The following is a 22,678-nucleotide window of genomic DNA, read 5'->3' as shown; positions in this document are numbered from 1 at the left end:
AGATAGCCTTTTCTTAGTGTTTTATGCGGGTAAACAGCAAATAACCCGGCAGGTGCCGGGTTATTTGGCGGAGGGAAGTTTACCCATTCAGACGCTTCAACACCATAGGCAAATCGTCTGACGGTTTGGGTAGTGGAACCGTCTGCATGGCTGTGCCGAAATTGGCCGGCAGCTCGAAATCGTAGCGGGTCAAAAACTGGTGCAGGAAGTTCTTGGTCTGCATCAGCGCGAAGTGCATACCGATGCACTTGTGAGCACCGCCGCCAAAACCAACAAAGCTGAAGGAATGGCGCTTGTGCTCGTTGCGCGGCTCCAGCCAGCGGTCCGGATCAAACTTTTCAGGCTCATCCCAGTACTCACCCATGCGATGCACATACTGCGGTGCAATAAACAGAATGGTGTTGGCGGGGATGTGGTAGCCGCCAATCTCGCAGTCGTTGATGGTACGGCGCTGCATCATCATGACCGAGGGGTGCAGGCGCAGGGCTTCACGCACGGCGGCATCGGCCAGCGGCATGCGATCAAGGTCTTCGTATTCCAGATAGTCCTTGCCAATGGCCTGGGCTTCTTCACGCAGACGCTGGCGCATCTCCGGGTTCTGCCCCAGGTGGAACAGCAGGTGGCTGAGCGCGGAAGTCGTGGTGTCGTGGGCGGCAAACAGCAGGAAGCTCATATGAGCGACGATATCCTGATCGCTGAAATACTCGCCGTCTTCGTTCAGCTCTTTGGCAAAGTAGCTGAAGGTGTCGATACCTTCGTTTTTGCGGCGCTCTTCAATCAGGCTGCCGAAAAACTCGTGCAGGAAGCGCTCGCCTTTCTTGCCTTTGGCGTAGGCGGTGCCGGGGATCTCTTTGGTGATCAGCCCCATCAGGCCGTTGGCCACGTCGGTGAAGGCAGTGTTCAGCTTTTCCGCACGCTCATCATCTTTTTCCAGACCGACAAAGATAGTCGCTGCCACATCCAGCAGGGCCTGCTTGATCGCCGGGAAGAAGTGGAAGTTCTCCTGACCATCCCAGCTCTCAACCGCTTCCTGCAGCATCGGCGCCATGGTGGCGATATAGCCTTTCATGGCGTCGTTTTTGAAGGCGGTCTGCATCATGCGACGCTGAAAACGGTGCTCTTCGTGATCACGCAGCAGCAGGGCGCCCTTATAAAAGCGTCCCAGCGAGCCCATGTAGCCCATCTCGGCAGAGAAGTTCTTTTCCTTGTCGAGATAGACCTGTTGATACAGATCCGGGCCGCACAGCAGCACACCTTTGAAGCCCGCCAGACCAAACTTGGAAACCGGTCCAAACTGCGTGTACTGCTTGTCGATGGTGCCGTACAGGTCTTTTACCAGCGAAATGGTGTGGCCGATAATCGGCAAGCCAAATGAGCCTGGAATGTGGTTGAGCTTGTGATTGTCTTTAGCCTGCTTGTAGCTGGCGACTGCTTCAGTCATGGGTCCCTTCCTCCTGCGGTCGTTGCCGAGGTTAATCGGTTTATTTTGAACAGATGATATGTAATAGTTTTATACATATCAAGCGTTCGATATGAAAAATATCCCGATCCGGGTATACTGTCACAATCGACTAAAAAACAACCTGAAAATAAGTGGGGTACGCTGCGTGCGGAAAGTAGATCACGACAGCCGTCGCGAAGAGGTAGCCTCGGTAGCGTCCAGATTGATAGCCGACCGGGGTTTGGAAGCACTTACTACCAGAGCGCTAGCCAAAGAGCTGGGCTGCTCGATTGGCGTCTTGTCACACTACTTCAACAGCAAGGAAGAGATCGTGATGGCCGCCTTTCAGTGGGCTGACCAGCGCATTGATCAACGCATGCAGGACGCCATTGCCGATCTGGAAGAGATCTCGCTGGACTACTTTATCCCCATGATCACCTCAGGCCTGCCCCTCGACGAAGAGTCAGACCGGGAGTGGCGGGTGCGCTTCAACCTCTACCATTACTGCCTGACTCGCAGCGGCGAAGGCCTGCAGAGCCAGATCGAGAAAATCGGTCAGTTTCGCGTTCTGATGGGCGAATTCATCCGCACCCTGCAGAAGAAGGGCGAAGTCCGCCGCGACCTGGACCCGGAACTGATTACCAAGATGGCCTTCGATATGGTGATGGGCGCCGCCCAGAACCTGTTGATGGTGCCCATGGCCAAGCGCCGCGAACACGCCGCTTACCTGTTCGATATTGTCGAGAAACTGCGCCCGGTCAAAGCCCAGGTGGTGGAGCTGGCCGAAGCCTGAACCCGCTCACGGCAGGCCCGCCTCGGCGGGCGCGGCCGTCAGAAAGGCCCAGATCAGATCGGCCGCGTCGATATCGCGAATATCCCCACCCAGTAAACCAAAACGAGCGTTGACACTGGGCACCACATGCCCGCCGCCCTGCATGGTAAACAAACCCACCCGGACCGCCTTGCCATACCAGAGCTGGGCATCGATATAGCCGTCATCGTCCTGCTCGGTATCCGCCAGTTCAAAATACTGCGGCCCTTTGTCGTAGCCTGCCAGCCCCGCAAAATACTCCGCCGTCTCTGCCGCCGACAGAACCTCACCCCGGCTCTCATCCCACAGCAGCTTCACCAGCCCCCCGTCATAGGGGTTTACCGGATCAGCACTGCCTTCGATCAACGCAATATTCACCGCCTCGCCGCGCTTGTCGCAATCGAGATTGGCGTCCACCGGCAAATTGGCGGCAATCGGCGCGTAGCCTGCCATCAACTCCGGCGCCTCCAGTGCCAATCGCAGGGTCATATGGCCACCATTGGAAAGCCCGGTCGCATAGACTCTGTCGGCGTCGATACCGTGACTGGCTTTCAGCTCTTCAATCATGCGCCGGACAAATCCCACATCGTCGATATTGCGCACATTGGCCTGATAACTGGCCGAGGCCCGGCAGTCATTCCAGTGGCGCTCTATACCGTCGGGATAGACCACCACCAGCCCCTGCTCGTCCGCCAGCCGGTCGAATTGCCGCGCCGTCAGCTCACGCATGGACGCGCCGGTCGACACCGAACCGTGAAACACAAACAAGGCTGCCGGCGCCTCCGGCAGTTGCGCAGGTGTATATACGCGGTACTGGCGTTGCAGGTCGTTATGGGTCGTTGTCAGAACTGTCAGCTCGCCACTGAGTTGCGGCAACTGAATAACAGAAGGGAGAAGGAAAGAGCGCGCTGCCAGCAGAACCCCTGCCAGCAGCGCAACACCCAACACAAACCAATAGCGCTTTTTCATAACCCGCCTCTTATTGTTTTAGCTATGCGGGCATTGTAAGGGCTTATCAGCGTGACTTGGCAATTACCTCATCGGCGAACCACTTCATCATGCCGATTTTTTCTTCTACGGTTTTGTCGTCCGGCTCCGCCTCGTAGACGTTGCGGAAGGCAACCAGTACTTCATCAATGCCGATTTCTTTCAGGCGTTTGATACCGTCGGGGCTGTAGGCGTCCTGGGTCATGGCCTGAAATTCGAAAGGCAGATGGTCGCGACCGTATTCCTTACGGAACTCGTTGATCTGATCCACCATGACCTTGATTGATTCGGCATCACCACCGGCGGCGATCCAGCCGTCGCCCAGACGAGCTGCGCGGCGCAGGGCCGGCTTGGAGTGGCCACCCACCAGAATCTTGGGACGCTCGCTGGGCACCGGGCACAGCTTGATTGCCGGCATGGTAAAAATCTCACCCTCATAACCGAAATACTCGCCGCTCATCAGGCCGTTAACAATCTCGATAATTTCATCCAGACGCTTGCCGCGCTTTTCCCAGGGCGTGTTGGTGACATCAAAATCTTCACCCCAGGGGCTGATACCGGCGCCGTACATAAAGCGGTTGCCACTGAGCACCGCCAGACTGGACATCATCTTCGCCAGCAGAGCCGGTTCGTGAACGGCTGTTTTGTGTACCGAGGTAGAAAAACGGATCTTGGTTGTCACCGCCGCCAGGTGTGACATCAGCAGGAAGGGCTCGATAAACGGAACACCATCCAGAAACTCGCGGCTGCCATCGGCGTTGTAGGGGTATTTGGAACTGGCTTCTTTCGGGTAGCAGATGCTGTCCGGGAAGGTCACGGTGTCAAATCCGATTTCTTCCGCTGCCTTGGTCAGCGGCACGTACTGTTCTGGCGGGCACATGCTGTGGTGGTAAGCAAATTTCATGGAACGCTCCTGTCAATTTCAAGCAAGCAATCATTCTAATAGTGAGGCGCAGATCGCTACCGCCCCGTGTTTACGAAACCCAGCCCATAATTGGATATCGGTTCTTATAGTCTGCAACAGATCATACTACGTATGTGGGCGCTGACCGCCTCACCCGTATGAAGGGCAGAGCCTGACAACGGTGCAACTTGAGCTCGGCCAATGCCAGTGATACTAATACAATCACCTTAAATCGGACAGGCGCGGCCCGGAGCACTGGTTCAGACTGCTGGACCACTCTTGGCTTTCCTGCCCATGCGACAGGGCTACCGACGGCGACCCACAATTCAGGCAGAAACACCTTTGACCACAAGTTCCCCCGACAATCGCAGCTTACGCACCCAACAGGCCATCGTGCGCGCGGCCGAAACCCTGTTCGCCCGTCACGGCGTTGAGGGCGTATCACTCAACACCATCACCCGCGCCGCACGCCAGAGCAACCGCAATGCCATTCAATACCACTTTGGCGGCAAGAACGGCCTGTTGCAGGCGATCTTCGACAAGCACTCGACCGGCGTCGCCGAGCGCCGCGCCGCCATCATCGACGAACTCGCCGCGCGCGACGAGCCGACCGAGATCATCGTTGCCACCGCCATGGTGCAACCCCTGATCGAAAAACTGGACGATCCGGATGGGGGTGAGGCCTATATCCACATCAGCGCCGAGTTAATCACCGCCAACACGCTGGGCTACCAGACACCGGAGAAACACCACCTGCAACTGGTGCGCGAAAGCAAAATCGCCGAATTTACCGCCAAACAGCTGGGCCATCTGCCCCAACCGGTGGTTGAACAGCGCATCCTGCACATGAACCTGCTCGCCTATCACGGCGTGTCTGATCACGCCCGCGTGCGCCACACAGAAGCCTATCAGGCCCTGTCGACAGACACCGAGTTTATGACCAGCAATCTTATCGACAGCATTGTCGCGGTCCTGTCGCTGGCGCCCTCGCAACGCACCCGCAAGCTCCTCGCGCCGTTACGTTAAGCGGTATACTGCCGACATGCGATTTACATTCCTGGGCACTTCCGCCGGCGTACCCACCCGGCAACGCAATGTCAGCGGCTTCGCGCTCTCCATCGACGATCAGCGAGACTGGTATCTGGTGGACTGCGGCGAGGGCACCCAGCACCGTTTGTTACAGAGCCGGCACAGCCTGGCGCGCCTAAGGGCTATATTCATCAGCCATGTGCACGGCGATCACTGCTACGGCCTGCCCGGTATTATTGCCAGCGCCAACATGAGCGGGCGCACCCAGCCCCTGACCATCTGCGCCCCCGACGGCATCCAGCAATTTGTCGAAGCGGTACGCCTGCACACCGACCTGCACACCCTGCGCTACCCCCTGCACTTCGTCCGTTCAGATCAACACTCAGCGGTTTACGAGGATGAACATCTTCGGGTCAGTGCCCACGCCCTGTCACACCGGGTACCGAGCTTTGCCTATCGGTTTGAAGAAAAACCGCCGCACACACTGAATCAGGAAACACTGAACGCACTGCAAGTGCCGCGCGGCCCTCTGTGGGGCGAGCTGCAACACGGCCATAGCGTAACGCTCGATGACGGGCGCAGCATCAACCCGGAACAGGTTTGCGAACCCAGCTGGAAAGCGCGCACCATTATGGTGGGCGGCGACAATGATCAACCTGATCTGCTGCTATCAGCCCTGAAAAACACTGACCTTCTGGTACATGAGGCCACCTTCACCGAGGATATTCTGGCGCAGGTCGGCCCCCAGTACATGCACAGCACAGCGGCCATGCTGGCCAAAACCGCCGCCAGCGCCGCGCTGCCCCATCTGGCGCTGACTCACTTCAGCCAGCGCTACCGCGAGATGCCGGCCCCCGGCAAGCGCCACGTCGATGAGTTGCGCGCGGAAGCAGCGCAGCATTACAGCGGCAATATCGTATTGGCAAAGGATCTGGATAGTTATCAGCTGACCCACGACGGCGCGCTGGAAAAGCTCGACGAAAAACCACGCTGAGTTAGAGAATCTGCAAAAATAACGAAAGGGAAATACCGCAGCAAAGTGCGCAAAAAGACGTGCCGAAAAATGCGAGCAGAAAACCATTATGTTCGCATTCATTCTCGCTGTGAAGCGCTTTATTCACATCTTCCGAAAAAACATCAAAATCGGAATTTACCTATCCCACGTACACACAAACTATGCTAGAACAAAGTAAGGATGCGGAAAACTGCGACGTTTTCATGAAACCCTGAAGGGTTTCGTCGCTCTAAGCTTTCAAGAGCCACAACAGTCAGAACGCCGCCGCTCCGTGTTCGCTCTCACACCGGCGTTGGCATGGAGGTTCTCATGGCTAGCAGTAATGGGCACGATGCATTTGTTCAGTCCCTGCAATCTTTTACCCATCAACACCGCACACGGCAGTGGGAGGGTACCTTTGCGGAATATCTTGAACAAATCGTCCAACCGAACCCGGCACTGGCAACTCGCAACAGCCACCAGTACACCTGGGATATGCTCCGCTGGATGCAGGCACGCGAAGACGCCCGTCATGAAAGTACTGACGACCAATCGTTGAAACTTTTTTCCCACGAACTCTACGGCATTGACCCGGCACTGCGTCGCATTGTCGACTACTTCAAGGCGGCCGCCGCCGGCTCCGAAGTCGGGCGCCGTCTGCTGCTGTTACTGGGCCCGCCTTCAGGCGGTAAATCCAGCCTGGTGATTCTGATGAAGCGCGGTATGGAAGAGTACAGCCATACCGATGACGGCGCGCTCTACGGCCTCAAGGGTTCACCCCTGCACGAAAACCCGCTGTCGCTGGTACCGCATACCTTGCGCGCCGAATTTCGCGAAACTTACGGCGTCGATATCCAGGGCGAGCTGTCACCCTACTGTCAGGCCATTCTGGAAAAAGAATACGAAGGCGACTTCATGCAGTACCCGGTGGAGCGCATCTTCCTGTCCGAAGCCAAACGCGTCGGCGTCGGTACCTACGCCCCGCACGACCCGACCACCGCTGACATTGCAGACCTGATCGGCTCGGTGGATCTGGCCAAGGTGTCAGAATTTGGTGACGAGGGCGATCCGCAGGCCTGGTCCTGGTCAGGCGCGGTGTATTCCGCCAGCCGCGGCCTGCTGGAAATGATCGAGATTCTCAAGGTTAAACGCGAGTTCCTGTATCTGCTGCTTACGCTCACTCAGGAAAAGAACGTAAAAGTCTCGCGCTTTCCGCTGATTCACGTGGACGAAACCATCGTTGCCCACACCAACCTGGCGGAATTTAAAAAATTCCTGCAGGAAAAAGAAAACGAGGCCCTGCTCGACCGGATGGTGATTGTGCAGGTGCCCTACACCATGAACTACCGCGACGAGGCGAAAATCTATCGCAAGCTGATTGCCCAGGCGCCAACCTTCCGCGATGTTCACCTCGATCCGCACGCCCTGCGGTTAGCTGCTTTGTTCGCCGTACTCTCGCGGCTGAAACCCTCCGAGCGTGACGATCTGGATCTGTCGAAAAAAGTGAAGCTGTACGCCGGTGAAGACGTGCAGGGATTCTCTCGCAATGAAGTGGACAAGATTCGCAACGAATACCCCGACGAAGGCCTGGCCGGTGTGTCGCCGCGCTTTGTCGTCAACGCGCTGTCCAATGCCATCTCGCGCTCTGAGGCAAAAAGCCTCACCAGCATGGAAGTGCTGGTTACCCTGAAAGAGTCGATTGAGAACGACGCGCGCATGGACGCCAAACAAAAACGCGAGTGGGTGGATTTTCTGGTCACCGCCCGCAAGGACTTCTACAACCACTGGGTGAAAGAAGACGTTCACAAAGCGCTGTTTGTGTCCTTTGAAGAAGAGAGCGAAAACCTGCTGGAGAAATATCTGGACGAAGTGGAAGCCGCCCTCGACAAGCGCGAAGTGAAAGACCCGATCACCAACGAAACCCGCGACCCGGACGAACGTTTTCTGCGCGCGGTGGAAGAAAAGATCAACGTGTCCGATGCGGGCAAACAGACCTTCCGTCAGGAAGTGGTGCGCAAGGCCATGGTGGCCTACAAAAACGGCGAGAAGTTTACCCTCGACTCCCATGCCCGCCTGAAAGAGGCCATGGAGAAATACCTGTTCGAGGAACGCCGCGATGTGCTGCGACTGGTCAGCTCCATTTCGCGACCGGACGACGAAACCCAGGACAAGATTGCCGCGGTGGAAGAACGCCTGATTCAGGATTATGGCTACGACAAGCACAGCGCCCGTGAAGCATTGAATTATGTAACAACCCTGCTCTCGCAAGAATAGCGAGAGCAGCGTGCGGCCCGCCGGCCGCACCGTAAAAGCCCGCAGTCCGGGCTGGGAGGAGGCATGTTTCTGCAGGATGGTGGTCAGGGAAACAGCCACAGACACTGGTACGATTTGTTTTCGCGGGGCACCCGCGACTGGCTTCGCCACAATGAGAAAGTGCGCGACGCCGTGCGCGAACATCTGCCCGAGATGATCGCGAAATCCGACGTACTGTCGCGACCGGAAAACCGCACCGTGCAGGTGCCGGTCAAATTTCTGGAGCACTACCGTTTTACCCTGCGCAACAGCGACGAGCAAAGCGGCGCCGGTCAGGGCAAGGCCAAAGAAGGCGACACCCTGCGCGAGGCGCAGCCCGGCCAGCCCGGCGGCAATGACTCTGGCGGTGGCGACGGCGAGGGCCAGTTCGAATTTGTACTCGAATTCAAAACCGATGAAATCCTGGACTGGCTCTGGGAAGAACTGAAACTGCCCAACCTGCAACCCAAGGAAGGCAGTAACGTCGATGTCGACGAATACGTGCGCGAAGGCTGGGACAAACGCGGCGCCCGTTCGCGGCTCGATCGCCGCCGCACTATGAAAGAAGCCATCAAACGGCGCACCGCCTTGCCCGATACGCCGGTGCCGATCAGCAACGACGATCTGCGCTTCCGGCAACTGGCGCGCAAACGCCAGCCCACCACCAATGCCGTGGTTATTTTCCTGCTGGATGTGTCATCGAGCATGGACGAGCATTGCCGCAAACTCGCCAAGAGCTTTTTCTTCTGGGCGCTGCAGGGCATTCGTCGTCAGTTCAGCCATATCGACACGGTGTTTATCGCCCACAGCGTTGAGGCCTTTGAGTTCGAAGAGGAAGAATTCTTTCAGGTGAGCGGCCAGGGCGGCACCAAATCGTCAACCGCACTGGAGCTGGCAGAAAGCATTCTGCAGGAGCGCTTCGACAGCAGTCAGTACAACAGCTACCTGTTTTACGCCACCGACGGCGAGAACTTCAGCAACGACCGGGAGCAGTCCGCCGCCAGCCTGGCGCGACTGGCACCGCTTTTAAACTTTGCCGGTTACGCCGAGGTGTCGCACAGCAGCACCCGCAGGCTGAACACCGAAGTCGCGAGGCTATGGCAGCAACTGGCCGCTGACGGCCACCCCTGCGGCAGTTACTCACTGTCTGAGGACAATGATATCTGGCCGGCGATCAAAGCCTTCTTTACCGATCAGGCGCAACAGCAGCAGGTGGATGTATGAAGGTCGGGATGAGTGAAAGCCTGGCGGAAACCATTCCCCGCATGGAAGCCCTCGCCGAAGCGCAGGGCCTGAAGTTTTTCCCGGTGGATTTCGAACTGGTACCGCCCAGCTTTATGATGGAGGTCGCCGTGTACGGCCTGCCGGTGCGCATGCCGCACTGGTCATTCGGGCTGCGCTGGATTTACCAGATGATTCAGCACCGCATGGGCCACTCCAAGATTTTCGAGGTGGTGTTTCCCGGCAACCCCAACCGCGCCTATCTGGTGAACACCAACAGCCTGCATGAAAACACGCTGGTGGTAGCCCACGTCCTCGGCCACGCCGACTTCTCCCGCAACAACATTGCCTTTGCCCGCAGCCAGGATCAGGTGGGCTACCATATTGTCGAACAGGCCGCTTCGCACGCGCACCGCATTGAAGAAGTGATCAAGGAATTCGGCGAACAGCGTGTAGAACAGGTGCTGGACTGCGCCCTCTCGCTGGAGCCCCATATCGACACCCAACAGCCCTTTAACCGCAAAGAATTTCCGCGCAAGAATGTGGTGGAGAACAAACCCGAAGCCGAGGGCTTTCAGGGCCGCTTTGCCAGCCTGCCGGGAGAAGAAGCGCCGCCCACGGAGCCGCGCACCAGCCAAGCCCCCATACCCCCCAAACCGGAAAAAGACCTGCTCTGGTTTATCGCCCAGTACGCCCCGGAGATGGAAGAATGGGAGCGGGATATCTTTCTTGCCGTGCGCAAGGAGGCCTGGTACTTCCAGCCGGTCTTCAACTGCCAGATCATGAACGAGGGCTGGGCCAGCTACTGGCACTCTCGCCTGCTGCGCGAGGCCGACTTTCTGCCCTCATCCATGTATGTAGATTGCATGAAAACCCACTCCGACGTGGTCAGCCCCTACGCCGGCGACCAACAGGTCGCCCTCAAACTGAACCCTTATCATGTGGGCTATGTCATGTGGGAAAAGATCATAAAAGAGCAAGGCGTCGAAGCCGCACGCCGCATCATGGAACAGGAAGACGACTTCGGCTTTATCCGCAATCACCTGAGCCAGGAACTGGCCGATGATATGAATCTGTTTTCCTTTAACGCCAAACGCAATGGCGAAATCAAAGTCAGCGAAAACAGCCTCGACGATCTGCACGAAAATATCCTCGCTCCCAAATTCAACTTCGGCGCACCACGTGTTGTCGTCGACGAACTGCAAAAAGACGGGTCACTGCTGCTGCGCCATGAAAGCGGCATTGACGGGCGCGGTTTGGAAATCGAACGGGCACGCAAGGTGCTGCACTACATCGCACTGGTATGGAAGCGGCCGGTCAAACTGCTGACGCTGGACGCGCAGGATCAGGAAGTATGGATTTCGTCGGAAACGGAAGCTGCTTAGCCGCTCCCCCGTGAGCTGGATGCACCCCCCTCGCCAAGAACAGATTACTTTACGAAATTTTGAGAGCCGGAAAGTAGAGGCCGCATATAGTGGCCGCCAGCTTATTCTGTGCTATAAAACCCAATTATAAGAAAACTCAATTGGTTTCAAAGGCTTGAACAGAGCAATGGACACCACTCTAAGATATTACAATGGCCGCCAGCTATTAATTATTATGAGGCCGCAGACTTCATTAGCAGGCCGTTAACTGCTCGAGGAGATTATGTCAGGCATAGGGCACATCGGAGAGTTGCAGGCAATATCAGAGTTTGAGTCGGTCGGATATGCTATTTACTTGCCAATGAAAGATAAAGGCATTGATTTCATCGCGGTAAAGAATAATCGATCTACCCAGATTCAAGTAAAAACGTCTAAATTTCAAAAAGAAAGCTATTTCTGGTTTGATCTGCACAAGTCGAAAATGATCTACCACGAAAATACGTACTATGTTTTTGTGCTCTACGTTCTTCCTCGAAGAAAGATGATGGGAAAGGCAAAAAATTATCTAGTAATACCCTCTCTTGATCTGCAGTCAATGATCGAATCCGGCAGCATTGTGTCCAAACAGGGAAATGAGAATATCCTCAATATATTTATTTACCCCGATGAATCTGAAAAAACATGGAAATACAAAAACAAGGGCCAGGAAGTTAACCTTACAAAATATTGGAATAGCTTCGGGTGTATGCATGGCAGTTAACAAGGCCAAGCACTGCTACGTATTTTTCGTTTCGCCCGTGGTTCTACAACAAATATACGCTTTTTGGCGGCGTTAGATTTTTAAAGGGGCTCATATATGAAGGGTAAAATTAGCCTTAAGGACTTCATACATGAGGTTAAAGAAGACCTTCGAGAGGCAATTAACGACGAAGATCCCTTTTTCTATCTCGATGGTGTAAGCCTTGAGGTAAGCTTTGGTTTAGATGTTGAAGCTAAGGCTGGCGCAAAGTTTGTTGTCTTTGATATCGGGACAAAGGCCAAAGCCCAACAAACTCACAAGATTACGATTGACCTTTCCCCATTTATTAAAGTCGATGACGGCCCAAGAGGTGGGGGCGGGAAAAGAGTGCGATATAGCACTCAAGCAGCTCTAGATAGGATTATGGCCAAGATCGAAGGAAAGTCGGATGCTAGCCGACCTACAATGAGATCTCCTACCAAGAAAGCGCCTACAAAAAAGAGAAAAGCAAAAAAAGCATCGGTAAAGAAACGTGCAGGCAGTAAAAAAACACCCACGAAGGGGAAAATATAACAATGCCAGCCAGAGGGAAGTCAAACCCGCGGCCTCCCTCTGGGTTTGCCTGCCCTGCTGGCGGCGTTATACGAAATCGAGATTATCAAGGCTTTCGAATAGGGAATAGAAATGTCAAAAAAGATAACTGCAAAAGATCCAAAGCCAACGGCAGAAAGGATTGAACAGCTGGCCAATAGAGTTTTGGTAGGAGATATTATTCTTCCAGAGTTTCAGCGGCCATTTGTCTGGAAGAGAAAGCAAATATTGGAGCTATTGGATTCAATATATAGAAACTACCCCATCGGCAGCGCTCTTTTATGGGAATCTAGGCAGGAACTTGCAAGTAAGCGGTCAATCGCCGATCTAGAGGTTGGTGAGCGAAGTCAGAATTACCCAGTTAATTATTTGCTTGATGGACAGCAAAGGTTATCAACTATCTGCGGGTGCTTGCATTGGGAACCAGGTGACCCGAAAAGCATCTGGAATGTCATTTTCGATTTGCGAAACGAAAAATTCAGCCATATCGATCACATTGATGAACTTCCTGCCCACCAAATACCTATACGCCGCCTATCCGATCCTGCTGAATATTTTCGAAAAATATCAGTTATTGATGATTCAGACCTAAGAAGCGTTGCAGATTTATTATTTAATAGGTTTAAAGATTACCAGCTACCTCTAGTCACTCTAGGTGATATGTCTATTAATGACGTTGCTCCGGTTTTTGAGAGGATTAACTCTACCGGTACTAGGCTTACCATTTATGATTTGATGCGAGCTGCAACGTGGAGCCCAGAGTTTGACCTAGGGAAAACCATCGAGTCCATTAAAACCTCCCTTGAGGAAAAAAAGTTTCACTCTTTCGAAAATAAAACTTTCTTACGGTGTCTGGGTGCTGCCAGTGGAAGTGACTTTTCCTCCGGGAGTATTGATTCTTTAAGGCATTTAGAACCTGACACGCTTCATACCTGTGCAGAGCAGATAAAAAGCGCCGCACAATTGGCCGTAGATTTTTTGAGCACAGAAGTAGGGGCTCCTCGCGCTGAGGCTTTACCCTATGCTAATCAGTTTGCAGTCTTAATCGAATTTTTTAGAGCCCTGCCTAATCCAGATGCTAGTCAACGTGCTGAATTGAAAAGGTGGTTTTGGCTGACCACTTTATCTGGTTACTTTAGTGGGTGGGATAGTGGTCAAATGGCTACTGATGCAAAAGCAATCAGGGACTTTGCTGCTGGCTCTTCTACGTCAATTGATGTAACTGCGTCAGTACCTACTGCGTCTTTATGGGCAGCGAAGCCGTTTCGTGCAAATAGTGCGATCTCAAAAATGATTGCTTTAATGTTTACAACGAAGAATCCGCTGGATATCGTCACCGGACAGCGGATAGATATAGACAAGTCTTTAGCTTGGTCAAATGATAAGGAGTTCCACCATTTTTTCCCGCAAGCTTATTTGAGTAAAAATGGTGTTAAAGCATCGAGAAGTAATGTTCCAGGTAATATTATACTTTTAACGTCTAAATCTAATATCGCGATCTCTGCTAGCGCACCCAGTGACTACTTGAATAAGATAATCGAATCTGATGGTAGAGAGGCGCTAGTAGAACGATTGGAAAGCAATTTAGTACCAGAAGCAGCTCTCGATGCCGCACTTAATGATGACTACGATTCATTTTTATCTACTAGAGCAACCTATTTGCATGCAATTGCTGAAAATCTATCAGGTGTGAATTCGAAAGGTCTAATAGAGGTATCTCCAGAAGAAATAGATGATTCAGATGTGGACCCGACTGAGTAAGAGCGAATGGGGACGGAGCGATTAAATATCAACCAAAAGCGATGCTGCGACCCTAAAAGGGGACGGAGGGATTAAAAATCCACCAAGAGCTATGCTGCACAAAATTTATTCCCTCCGTCCCCTTTTGTGCGCCCCCTTTTGTGCCACCTCGACTAAAGAGCCACACCGAACGAACCAAATAGAGAATAAATGGTTTCAATGTTGCCTTATAACACCCAGTTTACCTTATCTAGAGATTACCTCGCCGAGTGTTTTGATCAGTCTTTACCCTATGGGAAGAACGCCAAACCAAATTATCTATTCCCGGCCTTATTGTTAGCGGCTGGCGTGGGTTTACTCGGCCATACCGAGCAACCCAAGTATCTTGGTGTCATGTTGATTGGCCTGGCTTTACTGGAGCTGCTCCATACTCGATTTCGACGCGCCTGGTGGCTGGCAAGGCAGGCCTGGGGAAGAAGCTTTAACACTCAAGTTAAATTGACCATTGACGAACGCGGCATCCAAACTCAGAACCCCTACACTCAAACAAGCTTATTGTGGGCAGATATCGAGCGAGTGATTGAAACCGACCTGGGACTTATTTTGGTTGCCAAGCAGGGGCAGCAACAGTACCTTTCTAAATCGTTGTTTTCTGGTGAAATGATAAGCGAGATGGTAGCCCGCAGTCGGGATTAGAGATCAATGGGGTCAGTGTGCTTGATCGGCACATCATCGGTCAGCGATCTATGACTCTGACCCCATTGATCCCAAAACCCCTTAATCAAAAGAAGGCAACAATTCATGACGCCCACTGAGCTTATTGTACCGACATATACACAACTTCTGACCTCCCTTTCCGGTTGGCTTAAGAAGGCGGAGAAGCAATCGCCGAACGCCGACACGTTGCTGAGCGCTCGACTGGCTGAGGATATGTACCCGCTGGCAACGCAAATACGCTTTTCCTGTGTGCAAGCCTATGAAGCGGTCTACCGATTGAAGGGAGAGAATTTCCCCGAGTCTATAAATCAGCTCCTCGACGAGGGTCGGAACGCTAACGATGAACCCGGTTCACTGGCGGACGCGCAGACTCGCATTGAAGAAACACTGTCGCTACTCAACGCCCTGTCGCCTAACGAGCTAGATGCCCATAGCGGGAAACCACTGACCCACGCGCTGCCCAATGGCATGATTCTCGATCTTACAACCGAGCAGTATGCCCGAGACTGGACACTCTCCCAGTTTTATTTTCACGTAATGATAGCTTATGCCATATTGCGCAAGGAAAAGATTGAGCTTGGCAAGGCCGACTATATAGCGCATATGCTCCCATTCCTTCGCCCGGAGACGCTACCCGACAATTAACTACCACCTTGGTAGGTTTGATACGAGCAGCCCACAATTGACAGAGTAAAAGGGGCCGGAGGGATTAAAAATCCACCAAAAGCCATGTTGTACGAAATTTATTCCCTCCCCCCCTATTGTGAAGAGACCCTACTCTTGCACCAACTTCGCTTTCTCCTGCATAGCGCACATATCCACCGGTGTAAGGGGCGAGGCTTTCAGGTCGTATAGAAACAGGCCATCGCTATTGCCCTCGGGGCCACCGACCTGGCGAATCGCAAATAGCATGTGCCGGCAATCCGGGCTGATCACGGGGTTGTTGGCGCCAAAGCCGTTGAAGTCGCTGAAGTGGGTCAGCCGGGTAAATGCTCCGCTGCCATCCAGCCGCAGCGCCCAGATATCAATCAGACCTTTGGGCTTCAGACTGAGCGTAAATTCGCGCTCGACCGTCGTATAGCTCCCACCGGGAGATACCCCTTCTACCTCTTCGTACCACCAGCTATTCGAGTAATTTCGGAGCTGGCCGTTTTCAAGATCGACACCCATTACCTCGCCACCGCGATAGGCATAGGCCGTGAAGAGCAGTTCGCTCTCGTCGGGGCCGCGGAAGTCCTGCGGTTCCAGCATCGCAAAGTAGTAAAAGTCACTGCGGTCGACCAGTTTGCGCTCATTGACGATGCGCGGCTGCTCGCCACTGAGTTCGATTTCGCCCAGCCACAGTTCAGATTTGGCGGTCAGCGGGGAAACTTCCGGATAGTCGGTGCGCGTCCAGGCGAAGTGCATACTGTCTCTCGCCACCGCCGGGCCCTCGAAACAAGGCTCGCCAAGTGACACGGCGGGCTTTTCCAGACTGCGGTGCAGATACCAGAAGTCTGTATCCCAGCGCCCTTCTTCAGGATCTTCCGGATCCACCTTGCTCGGGCCGCACAGCAGTAGATCGCCGTTGGCCAGGTAATGCGCGCGGGCAAAGCCGTGATGTTTGAAGTGCGCCGTCAATCGCTGCGATGAGCCGCTCGCCAGATCGTATTCGTAGACATCGCCGACCAGCGCGTCCAAGTATAGAAAGCGGCTGCCATCGCCAGACCAGGCCGGACGCACCCCGACGCCCAGTTCCGTCAGCTCGGTGATATGCGCCGGCAGCGCATCCCGGGGCGACCCCGGCTTTTCTCCGATACCCGCGGGCGAGCACGCGGCAAGGACCAGCAGTGCGGAAATTAACGGTAAAACACCTAAACGCTTTGCAAAGCACTGGCCGGTATTTTTCATGACTGTCTACCTGTAGTTATTGTTGTTATACATCCTGAATCGACCCGCCGCTCCAGGCAAGCTAAAGTGCCGCCTGGCAAATTTTTGTCGCATTTTCGTTCTGCGTGTCATAAAACGTAAGGTGATCACCCCAAAAGGTATCGGCATGTTGCAATTCAAGCCTGGCAAGATCACGCTATCCCATCGGTTGCTAGTCAGTTACTTCACTTTATGTGCGCTGCTCTTGTCGGGGAACACCATGGCGGTTGAAGAGGCCAAGTACACGGTACTTCGAGAGGATGGCAAATTCGAGCTGAGAAAGTACGAGCCTCACATTCTTGCCGAAACCATCGTTGACGAGCAATTTGAGGAGGCCGGAAATGCAGCCTTTCAGCGGCTTTTCAGATATATACGAGGCAACAACAAGCAAGAACAGGAAGTGTCGATGACATCACCTGTTGGGCAAGAACCCGCCGGTCAGAAAATCGCAATGACATCGCCGGTAGGACAGCAGGAGCAGGACGGCAACTGGGTCGTTAGTTTTATGCTCCCTGCGTCATTCACTTTGGAAAACACACCAGCTCCACTTGATCCCCGCATCAGTATTCGTGAGGTTCCCGCAAGGCATGTGGCAGCGGTGCGATATTCAGGCTTCTGGAGCGAGAAGAACTATCGCAAGCACCTCGAACAACTTCAAAATTGGATCGCTACGCAGGGGCTGACGCCTGCCGGAGAGCCACATTGGGCGAGGTACGACCCGCCTTTTATGCCCTGGTTTCTCCGCCGCAATGAAATCCTGATTCCCGTGGTTTCTCCGGTGCCGAGCGACTAGGGCCCTGGCACTACCGTGCTTTATCTATCCTCGCTTGGTGAACTATCCGTCATCTCCGTGTAATCCCAATTGGTAGACACTAGCGGCAATATTGGCAGGGCCGACCAGCTTGATTACGGCCTTTAATCCAAATAAGAAACGTCAATGTGCTCTGGTTGTGGTGATACGGTATGCGGATAAAGCTCGCGGTGGTTTGTATGTCATTAGCTATGGCGTTTTTGCCTCAGCTATCTCTGGGCGATGCGCCGTATGAAAACACCGAAAGCCGATCGCCCTGCCTGAATCACAACCCACTTAAAATGCCGTTATTTGGCGATACGCATATTCATACTCGCTACTCCCTTGACGCCAGCACTCAGGATACCCGCACCACCCCCAAACAGGCCTACGACTTTGCCCAAGGTAAAACGCTGGGAGTGCAGCCTTGGGACGAAGCAGGCAAGCCGCTCCGGAAACTGAAGCTCAATCGGCCGCTGGACTTTGCCGTCGTCACTGACCACGCTGAATTATTTGGCGAAACGGCAATCTGTAATTCCCCCGGCATGGAGGGGTACTCTGCCTGGCAATGCAAGCTGTACCGCAAGTACCCGCGCGCGGCTTTCTTTATGTTTAACTTCAAGGCCGGTTCGCGCTCGGGGCGATTGGGTTTTTGCGGCAAAGATGGCAGCCTGTGCCGGGACGCGGCGAGCGGCCCCTGGCAAGCAATGCAAAATGCGGCTGAGGAGGCCTACGACCGCTCAGAGAACTGCGAGTTTACGTCTTTTGTCGGCTATGAGTGGACGGGGCTCGGGGCCGGCGATATGGCAAATCTTCACCGCAATGTGATTTTCCGTAATGCGTCTGTTCCAGACCAGCCCTTAAGTTTTGTCGATTACCCCTCAGCCGAAGCGCTGTGGTCGGGGCTCGACAAAGAATGCCTTGAGCGGCAAGACGGCTGTGACGCCCTGATCATCCCCCACAATTCCAATCTCAGCGCGGGAAAGATGTTTTCTGTCGCTGATTTGGACGGGAACCTCGTAGAACCGGAGATACTCCGCAAAAGACAGCAGTACGAGCCGATCGTAGAAGTTATGCAGCATAAAGGAAGCTCGGAATGCTTTTTTGACGCGGGACAAACCGAAGACGAGCTGTGCGCCTTTGAGCAGCTGCCGTACAGCAGGTTTGCCGGTAAATTCTTCAGCTTACTGCAGAGACCACCCAAACCAACGGATGGATTTCTAAGAGATGTACTTAACGATGGTCTGGTAGTAGAGCAGGAGGCCGGCATAAACCCCTTTCAATTTGGCTTTATCGCCAGCACGGATACGCATATTGGAGCCGCCGGTGGCGTAGCCGAGGACAACTACCTCGGCCACGGTGGCGCGGGCGCGCCGGCCAGTGAAGCAACCATGCGCGGTCTGCCGGATGACATTGAGTACAACCCAGGTGGTCTTGCGGTGGTGTGGGCAGAAGAGAATTCCAGGGATGCCATATTCTCTGCGATGCGTCGCCGGGAGACTTACGGCACCAGTGGCCCGCGCATGGTGGTGCGCTTTTTTGCGGCGGAAAATCTCGATCAAAACCTCTGCGACTCTGCTAACTACGTTGCCGAGGCCTACGAAAATGGCGTCCCCATGGGCAGTGTAATCCCCCCGCTGAGCGATGATACCGAGCCGGCCTTTCTCGTTTCTGCCGCCATGGACTCCGGCACGCCTGTCAGTCACGGCACACCCTTACAGCAGATTCAGATTATCAAGGGCTGGATCGATCAGGACGGCAACAAGCATCAGAAGGTTCATGTGGTAGCTGGAAGCCCCGACAATGGGGCGAGTGTCGACCTCAAGTCATGCAAGCGCGAGGGGGATGGCTACAAACAGCTGTGCGAGGTCTGGAAAGATCCGGAATTCGACTCCAGCCAGCGGGCCTACTACTACGCACGCGTCGTTGAAAACCCCAGCTGTCGCTGGAGCCAGTATATTTGTGTGGCGAACCGGGTAGATTGCAGCAGCAAGGCCTCTATACCCGCAGGTATGGAAGCCTGCTGTGCTGACACGCATCGCCCGGTGATTCAGGAGCGCGCCTGGACGTCTCCTATCTGGTATTCGCCGGAAGGCGGTAATTGAATATATATAATAATTAATGAGCGAATGGCTTACCGGCTGGTCTCTTTCTGGTAGGGTTTGAGCGAATAATGGCTCGTTTCACGATAACCCATAACCAACAACAGGATTCGAGACCAAAAGAATAGCCTGCTCAGGCTTCCCGGCGCTGACCCGAATAGCGCTCTGGCGAAGCACTCGAAAACGGCATTCTACCTCGCCCCAGAATACTGGGGCCGGCGTTTTTTGCAGTGCCAGCGAAATCTCAAGCGCAGGGCTGAAGCAGTCCAGCCTGACGACAAGCCTCTGCTGCAGCGCCCGGAATCAAATACTGCAATTTTTACTATAACAATAAGTTCTATTGGAGTTCCTCATGACAAGAAAGCTAACGCTGGTCATCGCGCTGCTGAACCTGCTACCGCCTGCGGCCCTCGCCCAATCCGGATCAGGCATGCTGGAGGAAGTGGTGGTGACGGCTCGCAAGCGGGCGGAGAACATTCAGGAAACGCCGGTTGCGGTCACGGCGATCACAGGCGCCGATCTGCGCGATCGAGGCATCGTCAATACGGATGAGCTGGCCAAGTCCGTACCCAGCCTGCAGATCAACAACGGTACCACCGCGCAGATTTTTATCCGCGGTATTGGTCAGCGTTCGGGGCTGGCGCGCCAGGATCCTTCGGTGAGTGTTTATCTCGACGGCATTTTTATCCCACGCGCTGATGGGCAATTACTGGATACGGTGGATATCGAGAGCGTTCAAGTATTGCGCGGCCCCCAGGGCACGCTGTTCGGCAAAAACAATACGGGCGGTGCGCTGGTATTTACCCTGGAGAAACCGGGAGAAGAGCGCGGCGGCTATGTGGAAGGCGCACTGGGCAACTACAACGCCCAGCGGATTCGCGCTGGCTACAGTTTTCCGGTGACGGATCGCTTCAGCACCCGGGTAGCATTTAACATCAATCAACGCGACGGCTATCTGGAAGACTTGTCCGGCAATGACAACCAGTCTGTGGATCGCATGTCCGGCATTCTGCAAACCAACTGGCTGATGAGCGACAGCCTGACACTGGATACCTTTGCTTTTTTCGGGAAGATCCGGGAGCGCTACCCTTCGTATAACTGCGATATTGTTAACGAGGAAGCACTGTTTATAGAAGGTCTTTATCTGGCGTGGCCCGGTGACACCAGTATCGAAAACCTGTCCGCTTATCGCGACAACTGTGAGGCCAATAACGCGGACAATTTGCCAGACCTGACGACCAACCAAGGCAGTACCGCACAGTTCAACAAGTACATCAACAACCTGATGATGGGCGCAACACTCAACTGGGAGATAAACGAAACCCACAGCCTGAAGACCATCCTTGGCGTGCGCAATGCCTACAAGCGAGGCCCTCAAACCCAGAGTGACGAAGGTGGCCCGGGAGAATTTCAGGTGGGCTATACACTCGGTGGCGCCGACCAGGACTCCTACACCTTTGAGTTCCAGCTCAATGGCGAGTTGTTTGACGCAGCTATTGAGTACACCGCAGGTTTATTCTGGCAGGACGAATACAAATCCGAACGCTTTATGACTGGCGATGCGCTGGTGGGGCTGGATGCTTCGGTGCTCACATCCATTCTGGCAGGGCAGCAACCTAACAGGCCACCACCGGGCTCGGATGCCAACCGACCGATCCTCGGCGCGATTCTGCCGTTGAACACGGTTCAGGATTTCGATATCGACGGACAAACGGCGGCAATATTTGCCCAGGCCACCTGGCATATTACCGAGAATCTGGAGTTCAGCTTTGGCGGCCGCTACACAGAGGAAGAACGGGATTCTACTCTGACCACCTTTAGTGCCGACAACGCAAAAGTCGCTGCCATGATTCAGATGGCCGACCCGCGCTTTACCCCGGTGGACAATGCAACGCTGCCCATACTGGGCACATTGCCCGGAGGCGGCGACCAGGCGAGAAACTCCCTTGCCATTATGCAGTTCTCCGGTGTTTGGGCGCAGGACCCTGTAGGCATTGCCAACCGGATACTCGGCTCCCGCAACGCTGCCAATGGTTTTATTAATACCCCACTGCTACCGGGCCGGGAAGACGAACGCGAAGAAACTTTTCGCGCGTTCACGCCGATGGCGTCTCTGTCCTGGTTTGTGCCGCCGGAGTTGCTCGGCGATGGCTTCATCAACTCCATGTTGGTTTATGGCACCTGGAGCAATGGTTTTAAATCCGGGTTTCTGGAACCCAGCGGTGTTGACGGGCTGATCGCGGTAAAACCCGAGCTGCTGGAAAATCGTGAGATCGGTTTCAAAATAGATGCCTTGCAACGTTCGCTGCGAATCAACCTCGCCCTGTATTCCATGATTTTTGAGGATATGCAGCTGATTACCGTGGATGTCGATTCGGCCAGCTCGCTGGTCGTGACCACGGATAACGCAGGCGAATCCATGATCGAAGGCGGGGAGCTGGAAATTACCTGGCTACCCTCGCCCAACTGGATGCTGAACTTTAGCTACAGCAACAATAATTACAAGTTTGAAGAGTTTATGGATCAGGATTTGGCGGCACTCGCCATTGAGGGGAGGCAGGTTTCGATAGATCGTTCGGATGAAACGTTTCCGGTCTCTCCGGAGGTTTCTGCGTCCTTCGGCATTCAGTATACGCTGCCGACGACGTGGGGGCTTTTCTCACCAAGACTGGACTTCAGCTATAAGGACGAAGTTTACCTGGGCTTTGACGATGGCAGCTGGGAAGTGCGCGATACCAACCGCGACGCTGTTTACGCGCCCAGCCGTACCCTGGTCGATTTCCGTCTGAATTGGCAGAATAACGAGGGCGACCTGAATGTGGCGGCCTATATCAAAAACCTGACCGATGAACGCTACTTTATCGGTGCCGTAGCCACCGGCGATTCTATAGGGACGTTCACTCAGGCGATTGGTGAACCACGCATGTATGGCATCGAAATCCGCAAACAGCTCAACTAAGTCTGTTTGTTCGAAATGTTCGTGGTGCCCGGCGCTTGATCCCGCCGGGTGAATAGCGCAGCAAGTCGTTGTGCAGTAAGGTGTCCAAT

At 54.2% G+C, this 22,678-nt stretch carries 18 protein-coding genes; 14 read left to right on the top strand and 4 right to left on the bottom strand.

Going from position 1 to position 22,678, the window contains the following annotated elements:
* Positions 1-79 precede the first annotated feature (79 nt).
* A complete protein-coding gene (locus ABY734_RS02555; RefSeq protein ID WP_372777397.1) occupies positions 80-1,441 on the bottom strand; it encodes a cytochrome P450 in 1,362 nt (453 codons plus the stop codon).
* Between the two features lie 166 nt (positions 1,442-1,607).
* Here ABY734_RS02555 and ABY734_RS02550 point away from each other — a divergent pair, with 166 nt between their 5' ends.
* Positions 1,608-2,234 carry a TetR/AcrR family transcriptional regulator gene (locus ABY734_RS02550; RefSeq protein ID WP_372777396.1) on the top strand — a complete coding sequence of 209 codons (627 nt, stop codon included), beginning with the start codon at positions 1,608-1,610 and terminating at the stop codon, positions 2,232-2,234.
* Between the two features lie 6 nt (positions 2,235-2,240).
* Here the strand turns inward: ABY734_RS02550 and ABY734_RS02545 are convergent, their stop codons facing one another.
* Both ABY734_RS02545 and ABY734_RS02540 read right to left on the bottom strand, forming a co-directional pair.
* Positions 2,241-3,221, bottom strand: a complete 981-nt coding sequence (locus ABY734_RS02545; protein ID WP_372777395.1) for a PHB depolymerase family esterase — start codon at positions 3,219-3,221, stop codon at positions 2,241-2,243.
* 46 nt (positions 3,222-3,267) lie between these two features.
* Positions 3,268-4,143, bottom strand: coding sequence for a TIGR03619 family F420-dependent LLM class oxidoreductase (locus ABY734_RS02540; RefSeq protein ID WP_372777394.1), 876 nt, complete (start codon positions 4,141-4,143; stop codon positions 3,268-3,270).
* A 342-nt stretch (positions 4,144-4,485) separates the two neighbouring features.
* Between ABY734_RS02540 and ABY734_RS02535 the strand changes: the two genes are divergently transcribed.
* The 10 genes from ABY734_RS02535 (at position 4,486) to ABY734_RS02490 (ending at position 15,475) form a co-directional block, all read left to right on the top strand.
* The gene (locus ABY734_RS02535; RefSeq protein ID WP_372777393.1) at positions 4,486-5,169 is read left to right on the top strand and encodes a TetR/AcrR family transcriptional regulator; all 684 of its coding nucleotides are present in this window, start codon (positions 4,486-4,488) and stop codon (positions 5,167-5,169) included.
* Positions 5,170-5,185: 16 nt separating this feature from the next.
* On the top strand, positions 5,186-6,166 hold the full coding sequence (locus tag ABY734_RS02530) for a ribonuclease Z (RefSeq protein ID WP_372777392.1): 981 nt from the start codon (positions 5,186-5,188) through the stop codon (positions 6,164-6,166).
* Between the two features lie 330 nt (positions 6,167-6,496).
* Positions 6,497-8,440 carry a serine protein kinase gene (locus ABY734_RS02525; protein WP_372777391.1) on the top strand — a complete coding sequence of 648 codons (1,944 nt, stop codon included), beginning with the start codon at positions 6,497-6,499 and terminating at the stop codon, positions 8,438-8,440.
* Between the two features lie 63 nt (positions 8,441-8,503).
* Complete coding sequence (locus tag ABY734_RS02520; RefSeq protein ID WP_372777390.1) at positions 8,504-9,682, top strand: DUF444 family protein; 1,179 nt, start codon at positions 8,504-8,506, stop codon at positions 9,680-9,682.
* 8 nt (positions 9,683-9,690) lie between these two features.
* A complete protein-coding gene (locus ABY734_RS02515; protein WP_372777389.1) occupies positions 9,691-11,064 on the top strand; it encodes a SpoVR family protein in 1,374 nt (457 codons plus the stop codon).
* A gap of 262 nt (positions 11,065-11,326) precedes the next feature.
* A complete protein-coding gene (locus ABY734_RS02510) occupies positions 11,327-11,803 on the top strand; it encodes a hypothetical protein (RefSeq protein ID WP_372777388.1) in 477 nt (158 codons plus the stop codon).
* 96 nt (positions 11,804-11,899) lie between these two features.
* A complete protein-coding gene (locus ABY734_RS02505; protein WP_372777387.1) occupies positions 11,900-12,355 on the top strand; it encodes a trypco2 family protein in 456 nt (151 codons plus the stop codon).
* A 111-nt stretch (positions 12,356-12,466) separates the two neighbouring features.
* Positions 12,467-14,134 (top strand): DUF262 domain-containing protein, encoded by a 1,668-nt coding sequence (locus tag ABY734_RS02500; RefSeq protein WP_372777386.1) that lies wholly within the window; start codon positions 12,467-12,469, stop codon positions 14,132-14,134.
* 189 nt (positions 14,135-14,323) lie between these two features.
* Positions 14,324-14,809, top strand: coding sequence for a YcxB family protein (locus ABY734_RS02495; RefSeq protein ID WP_372777385.1), 486 nt, complete (start codon positions 14,324-14,326; stop codon positions 14,807-14,809).
* Positions 14,810-14,914: 105 nt separating this feature from the next.
* Entirely contained in the window at positions 14,915-15,475 is a 561-nt protein-coding gene (locus ABY734_RS02490) for a DUF1993 family protein (RefSeq protein WP_372777384.1), read from the top strand.
* Positions 15,476-15,604: 129 nt separating this feature from the next.
* Here the strand turns inward: ABY734_RS02490 and ABY734_RS02485 are convergent, their stop codons facing one another.
* A complete protein-coding gene (locus ABY734_RS02485) occupies positions 15,605-16,720 on the bottom strand; it encodes a hypothetical protein (protein ID WP_372777383.1) in 1,116 nt (371 codons plus the stop codon).
* A 145-nt stretch (positions 16,721-16,865) separates the two neighbouring features.
* On the opposite strand from ABY734_RS02485, the gene ABY734_RS02480 reads away from it, so the two are divergent.
* From ABY734_RS02480 to ABY734_RS02470, 3 genes are all read left to right on the top strand, one after another.
* Positions 16,866-17,531 carry a heme-binding protein gene (locus ABY734_RS02480; protein ID WP_372777382.1) on the top strand — a complete coding sequence of 222 codons (666 nt, stop codon included), beginning with the start codon at positions 16,866-16,868 and terminating at the stop codon, positions 17,529-17,531.
* Positions 17,532-17,728: 197 nt separating this feature from the next.
* Positions 17,729-19,633 carry a DUF3604 domain-containing protein gene (locus tag ABY734_RS02475; protein ID WP_372777381.1) on the top strand — a complete coding sequence of 635 codons (1,905 nt, stop codon included), beginning with the start codon at positions 17,729-17,731 and terminating at the stop codon, positions 19,631-19,633.
* A gap of 349 nt (positions 19,634-19,982) precedes the next feature.
* Positions 19,983-22,589, top strand: a complete 2,607-nt coding sequence (locus tag ABY734_RS02470; protein WP_372777380.1) for a TonB-dependent receptor — start codon at positions 19,983-19,985, stop codon at positions 22,587-22,589.
* Positions 22,590-22,678: the final 89 nt, after the last annotated feature.

Source organism: Litorivivens sp. (genome assembly GCF_041624475.1).
In the GTDB taxonomy this organism is placed as follows: domain Bacteria; phylum Pseudomonadota; class Gammaproteobacteria; order Pseudomonadales; family Spongiibacteraceae; genus Litorivivens.
This window is presented reverse-complemented; position numbering and strand designations above follow the sequence as displayed.

Coding starts and splice junctions, on each gene's coding strand:
- ABY734_RS02555 (WP_372777397.1), bottom strand. CDS start 1,441: ATGACTGAAGCAGTCGCCAGCTACAAGCAGGCTAAAGACAATCACAAG.
- ABY734_RS02545 (WP_372777395.1), bottom strand. CDS start 3,221: ATGAAAAAGCGCTATTGGTTTGTGTTGGGTGTTGCGCTGCTGGCAGGG.
- ABY734_RS02540 (WP_372777394.1), bottom strand. CDS start 4,143: ATGAAATTTGCTTACCACCACAGCATGTGCCCGCCAGAACAGTACGTG.
- ABY734_RS02530 (WP_372777392.1), top strand. CDS start 5,186: ATGCGATTTACATTCCTGGGCACTTCCGCCGGCGTACCCACCCGGCAA.
- ABY734_RS02525 (WP_372777391.1), top strand. CDS start 6,497: ATGGCTAGCAGTAATGGGCACGATGCATTTGTTCAGTCCCTGCAATCT.
- ABY734_RS02520 (WP_372777390.1), top strand. CDS start 8,504: ATGTTTCTGCAGGATGGTGGTCAGGGAAACAGCCACAGACACTGGTAC.
- ABY734_RS02515 (WP_372777389.1), top strand. CDS start 9,691: ATGAGTGAAAGCCTGGCGGAAACCATTCCCCGCATGGAAGCCCTCGCC.
- ABY734_RS02510 (WP_372777388.1), top strand. CDS start 11,327: ATGTCAGGCATAGGGCACATCGGAGAGTTGCAGGCAATATCAGAGTTT.
- ABY734_RS02505 (WP_372777387.1), top strand. CDS start 11,900: ATGAAGGGTAAAATTAGCCTTAAGGACTTCATACATGAGGTTAAAGAA.
- ABY734_RS02500 (WP_372777386.1), top strand. CDS start 12,467: ATGTCAAAAAAGATAACTGCAAAAGATCCAAAGCCAACGGCAGAAAGG.
- ABY734_RS02495 (WP_372777385.1), top strand. CDS start 14,324: ATGGTTTCAATGTTGCCTTATAACACCCAGTTTACCTTATCTAGAGAT.
- ABY734_RS02490 (WP_372777384.1), top strand. CDS start 14,915: ATGACGCCCACTGAGCTTATTGTACCGACATATACACAACTTCTGACC.
- ABY734_RS02485 (WP_372777383.1), bottom strand. CDS start 16,720: ATGAAAAATACCGGCCAGTGCTTTGCAAAGCGTTTAGGTGTTTTACCG.
- ABY734_RS02480 (WP_372777382.1), top strand. CDS start 16,866: ATGTTGCAATTCAAGCCTGGCAAGATCACGCTATCCCATCGGTTGCTA.
- ABY734_RS02475 (WP_372777381.1), top strand. CDS start 17,729: ATGTCATTAGCTATGGCGTTTTTGCCTCAGCTATCTCTGGGCGATGCG.
- ABY734_RS02470 (WP_372777380.1), top strand. CDS start 19,983: ATGACAAGAAAGCTAACGCTGGTCATCGCGCTGCTGAACCTGCTACCG.